The sequence below is a fragment of the Blautia aquisgranensis genome (genome assembly GCF_040096615.1).
GTDB classification, from domain to species: Bacteria; Bacillota; Clostridia; order Lachnospirales; family Lachnospiraceae; genus Blautia_A; species Blautia_A aquisgranensis.
Genome location: NZ_JBBMEJ010000011.1, coordinates 124,557 through 134,333, shown reverse-complemented (window position 1 = coordinate 134,333; position 9,777 = coordinate 124,557). Strand labels below are relative to the sequence as shown.

10 protein-coding genes are annotated in these 9,777 nt (G+C 45.9%); 4 read left to right on the top strand and 6 right to left on the bottom strand.

From position 1 onward, the window contains the following. Positions 1-35: 35 nt before the first annotated feature. From WMO28_RS10510 to WMO28_RS10500, 3 genes are all read right to left on the bottom strand, one after another. Complete coding sequence (locus WMO28_RS10510; protein WP_349056952.1) at positions 36-2,111, bottom strand: heavy metal translocating P-type ATPase; 2,076 nt, start codon at positions 2,109-2,111, stop codon at positions 36-38. Positions 2,112-2,125: 14 nt separating this feature from the next. After that, complete coding sequence (locus tag WMO28_RS10505; protein WP_178645011.1) at positions 2,126-2,467, bottom strand: DUF6110 family protein; 342 nt, start codon at positions 2,465-2,467, stop codon at positions 2,126-2,128. A 317-nt stretch (positions 2,468-2,784) separates the two neighbouring features. Next, positions 2,785-3,243 carry a transcriptional repressor gene (locus WMO28_RS10500; protein ID WP_178645013.1) on the bottom strand — a complete coding sequence of 153 codons (459 nt, stop codon included), beginning with the start codon at positions 3,241-3,243 and terminating at the stop codon, positions 2,785-2,787. Between the two features lie 363 nt (positions 3,244-3,606). Here WMO28_RS10500 and WMO28_RS10495 point away from each other — a divergent pair, with 363 nt between their 5' ends. Together WMO28_RS10495 and WMO28_RS10490 are read left to right on the top strand one after the other, a co-directional pair. Continuing rightward, positions 3,607-4,722 carry an ABC transporter ATP-binding protein gene (locus WMO28_RS10495; protein ID WP_119239127.1) on the top strand — a complete coding sequence of 372 codons (1,116 nt, stop codon included), beginning with the start codon at positions 3,607-3,609 and terminating at the stop codon, positions 4,720-4,722. Between the two features lie 81 nt (positions 4,723-4,803). After that, positions 4,804-5,889: a helix-turn-helix domain-containing protein gene (locus WMO28_RS10490; RefSeq protein WP_178642138.1), complete on the top strand. Its 1,086-nt coding sequence runs from the start codon at positions 4,804-4,806 to the stop codon at positions 5,887-5,889. 7 nt (positions 5,890-5,896) lie between these two features. Here the strand turns inward: WMO28_RS10490 and WMO28_RS10485 are convergent, their stop codons facing one another. Genes WMO28_RS10485 through modA form a run of 3 tightly spaced genes read right to left on the bottom strand, consistent with a single transcriptional unit; the run spans position 5,897 to position 8,471 of the window. Then, a complete protein-coding gene (locus WMO28_RS10485; protein WP_178642154.1) occupies positions 5,897-6,946 on the bottom strand; it encodes an ATP-binding cassette domain-containing protein in 1,050 nt (349 codons plus the stop codon). Next, the gene (gene modB, locus WMO28_RS10480) at positions 6,946-7,641 is read right to left on the bottom strand and encodes a molybdate ABC transporter permease subunit (protein WP_178642175.1); all 696 of its coding nucleotides are present in this window, start codon (positions 7,639-7,641) and stop codon (positions 6,946-6,948) included. The genes WMO28_RS10485 and modB overlap by 1 nt, the downstream gene beginning before the upstream one ends. Before the next feature lie 5 nt (positions 7,642-7,646). Continuing rightward, positions 7,647-8,471, bottom strand: a complete 825-nt coding sequence (gene modA / locus WMO28_RS10475; protein WP_178642178.1) for a molybdate ABC transporter substrate-binding protein — start codon at positions 8,469-8,471, stop codon at positions 7,647-7,649. A gap of 182 nt (positions 8,472-8,653) precedes the next feature. On the opposite strand from modA, the gene WMO28_RS10470 reads away from it, so the two are divergent. Both WMO28_RS10470 and WMO28_RS10465 read left to right on the top strand, forming a co-directional pair. Then, on the top strand, positions 8,654-8,866 hold the full coding sequence (locus WMO28_RS10470) for a TOBE domain-containing protein (protein WP_118062004.1): 213 nt from the start codon (positions 8,654-8,656) through the stop codon (positions 8,864-8,866). After that, positions 8,859-9,776, top strand: coding sequence for a substrate-binding domain-containing protein (locus WMO28_RS10465; RefSeq protein ID WP_178642181.1), 918 nt, complete (start codon positions 8,859-8,861; stop codon positions 9,774-9,776). Before WMO28_RS10470 ends, WMO28_RS10465 begins: the two co-directional genes overlap by 8 nt. Position 9,777: the final 1 nt, after the last annotated feature.

Genomic DNA, 9,777 nt, shown 5'->3' with positions numbered 1-9,777 from the left:
CTGAAAAGTGGCCTAAAGCCACTTTTCCCCGTCCCTTATGGCAACAGATTCTGCATGCTCTTCAAACTGATAGCCAGTGTGGAAGTATTATGCAGAAGTGCTGATGTTGTCGGCTGCAAGATTCCCGCAACACCGCAGGCGATTAACCCTGCATTAAAAGTAACGATGAAACGATAGTTTCGCCTGATTCGTTTCATCAGTGCATTGCTGATTTCTTTAAGAACAACAAGTTCCTGAAGATCATCCGCTCCAACTGTGATATCTGCGACCTCACGGGCGATCTCTGCGCCGTCACTGATGGCAATACCTACATTTGCTGCGGAAAGTGCTGGTGAATCATTGATTCCGTCTCCGATCATGATGACTTTTCTTCCGGCTGCCTTCTCTTTTTCAATGAAGTTCGCCTTATCCTCCGGAAGTACCTCGGAATAATATTCATCCACACCCACACGTTTCGCTATGGCTGCAGCTGTACGCTCACTGTCGCCTGTCATCATAACGATCTTGGAGATACCTGCTGCACGCAGTGCCTCGACAGAAGCCTTCGCCTCCTCACGAAGTGGATCTTCAATACAGATCACGGCAGAAAGACGTCCGTCGATTGCCAGATACAGGTGCGAATATTCCTCCGGAATCGCCTCGAATTTCTCTCTGCCTTCCTCCGGGATCGCACATTTCTCATCTTCGAATACAAAATGATAGCTTCCGATCACAGCCTTATGGCCTTCGATCGTTGTGGAGATTCCATGCGCTACCACATACTCAACCTTGGAATGCATTTCCTCATGTGCCAGATTTTTCTTCTTGGCAGCACTGACAACAGCCTTAGCCATTGAGTGCGGGAAATGCTCTTCCATACATGCTGCGATACGCAGCATCTCGTCCGGATCATTTCCGTCAAACGGAACCACATCCACAACGGTTGGTTTCGCCTTGGTCAGTGTTCCGGTCTTATCAAATACAATGGTATCTGCCTCAGCCATAGCCTCCAGATATTTTCCACCCTTGACTGTCACCTTATGGGTGCCGGCCTCACGGATTGCGGAAAGCACAGAGATCGGCATTGCCAGCTTCAGCGCACAGGAGAAATCTACCATCAGGATCGCAAGAGCCTTGGTTGCATTTCTGGTGATCAGATACGTAAGTGCAGTTCCGCCAAGTGTGTACGGTACCAGCTTATCTGCCAGGTGCTCTGCTTTGCCCTCAAGAGAAGACTTCAGCTTCTCGGATTCCTCGATCATGGTAACGATCTTATCATAGCGGCTGGAGCCACCCACTGTTTTCACGCGGATCGTGATCTCGCCTTCCTCTACGACAGTTCCTGCATAGGCAATGTTGTCTTCTTTTTTGCATACAGGTACGGATTCACCGGTGAGGGATGCCTGGTTGACCATGGCTTCTCCGTCGATCACGCTTCCATCAAACGGAATAACGGTACCCATCCGGACTACAACCTCATCTCCCGGCTGAATCTCTCCGGACTCTACCAGAATCTCCTGGTCATCTTTTTTCAGCCATACCTTACCCACATTCAGGGACATGGTTCTCGCAAGATCTCCGACAGATTTCTTATGTGTCCACTCTTCCAGGAGCTCACCGATTCCAAGAAGGAACATAATTGAACCTGCAGTGCCGAAATCCTGGCGTAATACAGATACTCCGATGGCAGTAGCATCCAGAACAGGAACCTCGATCTTACGATGAAGAAGTGTATCAATTCCCTTCCATATATATTTCACGGAAGTTGCGGTTGTATAGATTGCGTTCAGTGGATATGGCAGAAAAAGTTTTCTTCCGTAATGGTAGAGCACCTTGGAGATCAGCTTCTCCTGATATTCTGCATTCAAAGCTCTTCCTGAGCTCTGAAGTACCTGGGAAGGAACCTCCACATCCTGATAATGGAATGCCTGAATACCGGAAATAACAGCTGCTCTGCTACCCTGATAACAGACTACTGCATCACAGGTTCTCTCATATACCTTGGCAGAAGTCACTCCGTCAAGATTCTGGAGATAATACAGTAATGTATCTGCCTGCTCATAGCTCATCCTCTTCTGTGCCAGATGAATACGGAGTCTTCCTCTTGTCTCATGTTTAATAAAAAATTTCACGGAAAATCGCCTCTTTACTCAGCTGTCTCTTCTGTTGCTGCTTCTTCTGTAGTCTCTTCTGCTGTTTCTTTGAAAGCATCCTCTTCTGCTGTCTCAGGTGCTTCTGCATCCTCTACAGCTTCCTCTGCTGCAGCTCTGTCCTCGTTGATTCCCTTAGCCTCTGCGTAAATATCCTCAGCATTCTCCTGGAGGCTTGTAGCTGTTTTCATAACACAGTCTTTCGCTCTTAAAACAGCTGCTGTACATTCTGTGTAAAGCTTCTTCGCATCCTTGCTTGTAAGGATCTTAATTCCTGCTGTTCCGAAAAGAACACCTGCTGCAAAAAGTCCTGATTTTTTGAATTTGAAGTCTACCATGATAATTTTCCTCCTGATCATAATATTTTCATTTGTGATATGTATATACTGTCAAAAGCTGACAGCATAACATTCTTTTTTTTATTCCGGAGCTTATTCTGATAATACCGCCCCGATATTTTCATCATTATAGGACACTGTTCGAAAAATGTCCAGTGTTTTTTGTGTGAATTTGAAACAATTTACATAATTTTCAGTTAATTTGTCCTAACAGTTAATGTTTGCTAACAGTTGTTCTGAACTAATTTTATCATTTTGCACGATGAACTTCCCATTATATGTGTCACCTGTAAGATTCTTCTGTCAGTTACTTCACTTCACGCCGGTTCATTCACCGGAAGCAGCGCCAGGCTGCGGATATTCTGCCCGCTTACCTCACCGCAGGCCTTAAGTCCGGCAAGGATCACCTCATTCAGCTTCTGGCCGGACAGATGGCAGATGGTATCATCATCCAGCTCCACTGTGCAGGCACCCTTTGTACTGCAGGCCACCCGGTACATATTCTTACGGCTGATCGCTCCGATTGCTTCCAGCGTATTGATCATGCGATACACGGTAGCCACCCCAATCTTCGGATCCAGTGCTGATGCCTGATAATAGATCTCCTTACAGCAGGAGCATTCCCCTTCCAGGATAATATCCAGCAAAAGCATTCTCTGTCTGGTGATCCGCAATCCTCTTTCTTTAAGCTTCTCTATAATAAGATCTTTCTGCATCTGTGTATGCTGATAGCATCCGGCTCCTTTTTCTTCTTTCTCAGCTTCTGCATTATACATTTCGATCCCTCCTGTTGAGAAAAATATTCATCACTTTCACAGAATATCATTTCTTATCTAGAAAGTTAGTATACTCCAACTTTAGTTAGTTGTAAATAACCCATTTCTGTTTTTTTCATCTGCTCTGCGATAGTTGAGTATTTTGCCCAAATACAGTATAATATCTGGTGAATATGTCCATGCGAAACCGTCGTTTTGACAGAATGACGAAAAATCCCCTTTCGTTTTTTCGTCAGAATGACAAGAAACTGCCGGAAAGTTTGTACGATTCATCTCTAGCTCTTTTCCTTCATTTTCGCTATACTGTTAACCAGCAAAGGAAATTACGTCGAATACAATATAGTTAATTTGGAGGGAAACACAATGGCAAGTTTATCATTATCTCACATTAATAAAACTTATCCGAACGGCTTCCAGGCAGTTAAAGATTTCAACCTGGAGATCGAAGACAAAGAGTTCATCATCTTCGTAGGACCATCCGGATGTGGTAAATCTACAACACTTCGTATGATCGCAGGTCTTGAGGAGATCAGCGGTGGTACACTTAAGATCGGTGACAAGGTTATGAACGATGTAGAGCCTAAGGATCGTGATATCGCAATGGTATTCCAGAACTACGCTCTGTATCCTCATATGACAGTATATGATAACATGGCATTCGGACTTAAACTTCGTAAAGTTCCGAAGGATCAGATCGATAAAGCTGTTCGTGAAGCAGCAAGAATCCTTGACCTTGACAAACTTCTTGATCGTAAACCGAAGGCTCTTTCCGGTGGTCAGAGACAGCGAGTTGCTATGGGACGTGCTATCGTACGTAATCCTAAGGTATTCCTTATGGATGAACCTCTTTCCAACCTGGATGCTAAACTTCGTGTGCAGATGCGTATCGAGATCTCCAAGATCCATCAGAGACTGGGTGCTACAATCATCTATGTAACACATGACCAGACAGAGGCTATGACACTTGGTACCAGAATCGTTGTTATGAAAGATGGTGTTGTTCAGCAGGTTGATACACCACAGAACCTGTATCAGAAACCGGGCAACCTCTTCGTTGCAGGATTCATGGGATCTCCGCAGATGAACTTCCTTGACTGCGTTATCTCCGAAAAAGGCGGCAACACAGTTGCTACAATCGGTAACGAGCATGAGGTTATCGTTCCTGCTGCCAAGGCTAAAGTTCTTAAAGACAAAGGCTACATCGGAAAGAAAGTTGTTCTTGGTATCCGTCCTGAGGATATCCATGATTCTCAAATGTTCCTTGAGACATCTCCAAGCAAACCAATGAACTCTGTAGTTAAAGTTTACGAGCTTCTTGGTGCCGAAGTATTCCTGTACTTTGATGTTGACGGAACTCAGATCACAGCACGAGTTGATCCTCGTACAACAGCTAAGACCGGCGATCCGATCAGATTCGCATTCGATATGGAGAAAGCTCACTTCTTCGACAAAGAGACAGAGCTTACAATCACAAACTAATTCTCACAGAATTAGAAAAACAGAATTTAACCCCGGGGGATATGATTTCCCGGGGTTTCTTTTTTGAAAGGATTAAATTTTATGAAATTACAGCAAACACTTCAAAAATCTCTGGATGACTGGAACCGGATCAGTGGTCTGGATTTCTGTATACTGGATGAGAACAATCAAATTTATATTACTACCTGCGACAGAAAACTCCCCTCTCCTGAAAAACTTGCACAGTTTCGTGAAGATCCTGCTTTATGTATTTCCAATCGAACCTGCAGCCTGTACAAGCTCAATGGTTCTTCCGACAATATGCTGCTGCTCGTATGGGGAACCGGTGACTCCGTTCCTACGATCGGAGAGCTTGCTGTCTGCCAGATTGAAAGCCTGCTCACTGCCTATGCCGAAAAAACTGACAAGAATTCTTTTATGCAAAATCTTCTCCTGGAACGCTATTCACAGGTAGAAGCCTTCAACAAGGCAGCCAGACTTCGCATTGCCCCTTCCGTGCGTCGCGCTGTATTCCTGGTAGAGACCAAACAGCATAAGGATGAAAACGCCCTAGCTACTATCCGGAACATCTTTTCCGCACGCACCAGGGATTTCATCACTGCACTGGATGATTCCGGAATCATTGTTGTCCGTGAGCTGCAGAGCACAGAGAGCTATGAAGAGCTGGAAGGCATCGCCTGCATGCTGGTGGATATGCTGAACACCGAGGCCATGACCTCTGCCTGGGTCTCCTACAGCAATGTTGCCGATGATATCATGGAGCTTTCCGATGCTTATAAGGAAGCCCGTACAGCTCTCGAAGTAGGAAAGATTTTTTATGCGGACAAAAATGTTTTCGGCTACAATCGCCTTGGCATCGGCCGTCTGATCTATCAGCTTCCTACACAGGTCTGCGATATGTTCGTAAACGAGATCTTCGGCGAGGAATCCCTGGATTCCATTGACGATGAAACCTTAAATATCATCCGCACCTTCTTTGAGAATAACCTGAACCTTTCTGAGACCTCCAGACAGCTCTATGTGCACAGAAATACTCTTGTGTACCGATTTGAGAAGCTTCAGAAGCGTTTCGGCCTGGATGTGCGTACCTTTGAGGATGCCCTGGCCTTTAAGCTTGCCATGATGGTATCCGATTATCTGAAATATTCCAGGAATCACGGAAAATAATTGAAGCTTATTTCAGCAGCATCAGATGCTCCGGTGGAAAATACAGATACTCCGGAAGATTCCTGTCCGGATCCTCGGTAAAGCTGTTCTTTGGGCGCATCCACCATATTCCCGAAGAATTTTTTTCCTGCCTATTCGTTATCATGTACTGATGCTCAAAAGTTGTCTCTATGTACTCACTGACCTGCACCGGCATACAGTTCTCGCCGGACTCTTCTGCCGGGCGCAGCCAGTGTCCTCGGATTCCCACATGGGTGATGTCCTCTCCCACCGTCTCCTCTGTATGCAGCTTCATTTTCCAGTCCTCTGCAAAGATCTCGTGATCTCCAAGCTTCTTTATGGAAGAATAGTTCTTACAGCCTGTCAGTCTGGCCGCTTCCAGAAGTCCCGGCCGTTCAAAAAGGCTTTTCGTCTCGCCGGTCACAAGGATTCTGCCCTTATCCACAACCGATAATTCCTTGCAGAACTTATATGCCTCATCCCTGCTGTGCGTTACAAGGATCATATCGCCCTTATAATCTTTCAGAAAATCCTGCATTTCTCTCTGAAGCACATCTTTGAGATAGCCATCCAGTGCCGAAAAAGGCTCATCCAGAAGAATGGCTTCCGGTTCTCCGATCATCATCCTTGCCAATGCCACTCTCTGCTGCTGCCCTCCGGAAAGCTGGGAAGGATATCGTTTCTCAAGTCCTTCCAGATGATAACGCCGGATCAGGTCTGCCACCTTCTCCCTGGCAGAAGCTTTTCCACCGCGATAGCCACAGAGGATGTTCTGTTCCACAGTCATTGTGGGAAAAAGTGCATAATTCTGGAATAAGTATCCGATATGTCTCTTCTGTGGCTTCAGATTAATTCTCGCTTCCGAATCAAAAACAGTTTTTCCATTGATCACGATCTTTCCTCTGTCCGGTGTTTCGATTCCCGCAATACAGCGCAGAGTCATGCTCTTGCCGCTTCCAGATGCGCCAAGAAGCCCGATTGCTGCCGAGCTGCCTTCAAATTTCACCTTCAGGGAAAAATCCCGGAAGTTTTTTTCGATATTTACGCTGACTGCCATCAGATCCACCTTCTTGTCTTCATTCCTCTTCCGGATACGATGTTGATCAGTGCCACGATCACAAAGGAGATCAGCACGATCACCACCACCCAGAAGCCTGCAATTCCATAATTACCGGCTGCAGTCTCCGCTGCAATGGCAACGGAAACGGTTCTCGTCTTTCCCAGGATATTTCCCGCAAGCATGGAGGTTGCTCCATACTCACCAATGGCGCGGGCAAAAGCCAGCACAGTTCCTGATGCGATTCCCGGACCTGCCGCCGGCATAACCACCCTCCAGAATATTCTGCTGTCACTCATCCCAAGAGTCTGTCCTGCATAGATCAAATTCACGTCCACCTGTTCAAAGGCAGCTCTTGCATTGCGGTACATCAGCGGAAATGCGATCACTGCCGCAGCCACAACACAGCCCTTCCAGGTCTGTACGATCTTGATATCAAAATTTTCAAGAAGAAAGCTTCCGAAAGGGCGTTTCAGACTGAATATCAGCAACAGGATAAAACCGGCTACCGTCGGCGGCAGCACCAACGGCAGTGTAAGGATTCCGTCCAGCACTGCTTTCGCACCAGACGGAAGCTTCATGATCTTTCTTGCACAGAATACCCCCAGAAAAAAAGCGATCACTGTGGCAACCAGACCTGTTTTTAAGGAGATCCAGAGCGGACTCCAGTTTACTTCTCTCAGAAATTCTACCATAGAAATTATTTCTCAGCCTTATATGCTGCAAATCCGTAATCTTCAAACACTTTGATCGCTGCATCAGACTCTACATAATCAAGAAATGCCTCTGCTGCCTTCGTATCGTCCTCAGATGCTTCTTTATCTTCAATAAGACCTACCGGATAGAGTACCGGTGTCTGAAGACTGTCTGCCGGTGCTTCTGCCAGGATCTCTACTTTATCAGCAACGGAGGCTGCATCTGTCGCATATACAACACCGATCTCGTTACTTCCTTCACTGACTGCTGCCAGAACATCCGTTACATTCTTACACTCATTGATTTCCATCTCATTCACTTTATCCATGATACCAAGATTTGTGAAGATCTCACGGGAATACTGTCCGACCGGAACGTCCTCACCTGCAAGTGCCATGTTCTCTGCATCTGTCACATTTTCAAAGCCTGCGACCTTCGTTTTTCCGTCCTTTGGCTTGATGAGTACAACCTTGTTCTCCAGAAGATCAACTACGGTATCTGCTTTTGTCAGCTTCTCGTCTGTAAGCTCATTCATCTGCTTATCTGCTGCCGAAAAGAAAAGATCACAGCGTGCACCTTCTTCAATCTGTGTCTGTAATGTACCTGAACTGTCTGCGCTGTAATAAATGGTCACGTTCGGATAAAGCTCATTGAAGTCCTTCTGGATTTCTTCCATGGAATTGCTGAGGCTGGCTGCGATAAATGCGTAAACCTCGCCCTTCAGATCCTTGTCGCCCTTCTCTTCTGTGTCTGCTGCGAGCACATTTCCGGTCATCAGACCCATGCTCAGGATTCCTGCTGTAAGCGCTGCTAAGATTTTTTTCTTCATTTTTTATTCCTTTTCCTTTCGTTTCGTTCAGTTTCATTCAGTTTTGAATGGTTTCGTCTAATTTTACCGAAATGAAAGTTTCTTGTCAAGAAGTAAGGCATTGCTGTTTTTTTCCGCACATGCTATCATGAAAAAAGATTTACAGGTATCAGATAAGTATGAATGATAAGGAGAATATATTTATGAAACTCAGTGCTCGCAACCAGTTAAAAGGAAAAGTTATCAACATCAACAAGGGAGCTGTAAACTCCATCGTTTCCATTGATATCGGCGGAGGAAATATCATCACTGCGACTATCTCCTGTGCAGCAGTAGAGGAGCTTGGACTTAAGGTTGGCTCTGATGCCTACGCTGTGATCAAGGCTACCAGTGTCATGGTGGGAATCGATGAATAAGTTCTATACAGCACAGGAAGTTGCTGATAAATTAAAGATCAAAAAAACTACAGTCTATGAACTGATCAAACGAGGGGAGCTTTCCTCCTCAAAGATCGGCAAACAGCTTCGTGTCAGCGAGAATCAGCTGAAGCAGTATCTGGACAGTGCCACACAGCCCGCTTCTGTCCAGACTCAAGATTACCAGCCGGAGAGTTCTCTTCTGAAAAGAGATTATCTGATTCATTCCAGCGGGCTGATCATCAGTGGCCAGTCCTCTCCTGCACTGGATCTTCTTCTGAACCAGCTGCCTGCACAGGAAGGAAGCCTTCCGGTGCTTCAATCTCATATGAATACTTACAACGGACTGTACTCCCTTTATTTTGAAAAAGTCCATATTGCCTGCGCGACAGCTTCTTTTTCGGATATTCAGAGTCTTGTTCCTGGGATTCCTCTGGCTGCCCTGACTTTCTACAGCTATGAGATCGGTCTTTATATAAAAAAAGGAAATCCCCGGAATATTCAGGGATTTCCTGATCTGCAACGCGCAGACATTATTTTTGCCAACCGTGAAAAAGGAAGCAGCCGGAGGGTTTATCTTGACCGTCAGTTAAGTAAGCTCAAGATTTCTCCGGAATCTATCTCCGGATACCGGAATGAACTGGTTTCTGACTTTTCTACTGCAGCTGCTGTCGCAGGCGGGCAGGCGGACATCGCCCTGGGCGAAGCCTATGCTGCCAGAACTTTCACTGACCTGGATTTTCTTCCTCTCGGAACAGAAACCATGTATCTTGTCATGGATGCTTCCCATTTCAGTGAGCCCGGATTCCGGGCTGTAGCTGATACCATATCTTCAGAAGCTTTCCGCAAGGCTCTGGCTCTCCAGACCGGATATGATACCTCTCACACCGGAGAACTGAATAACTTCTGAT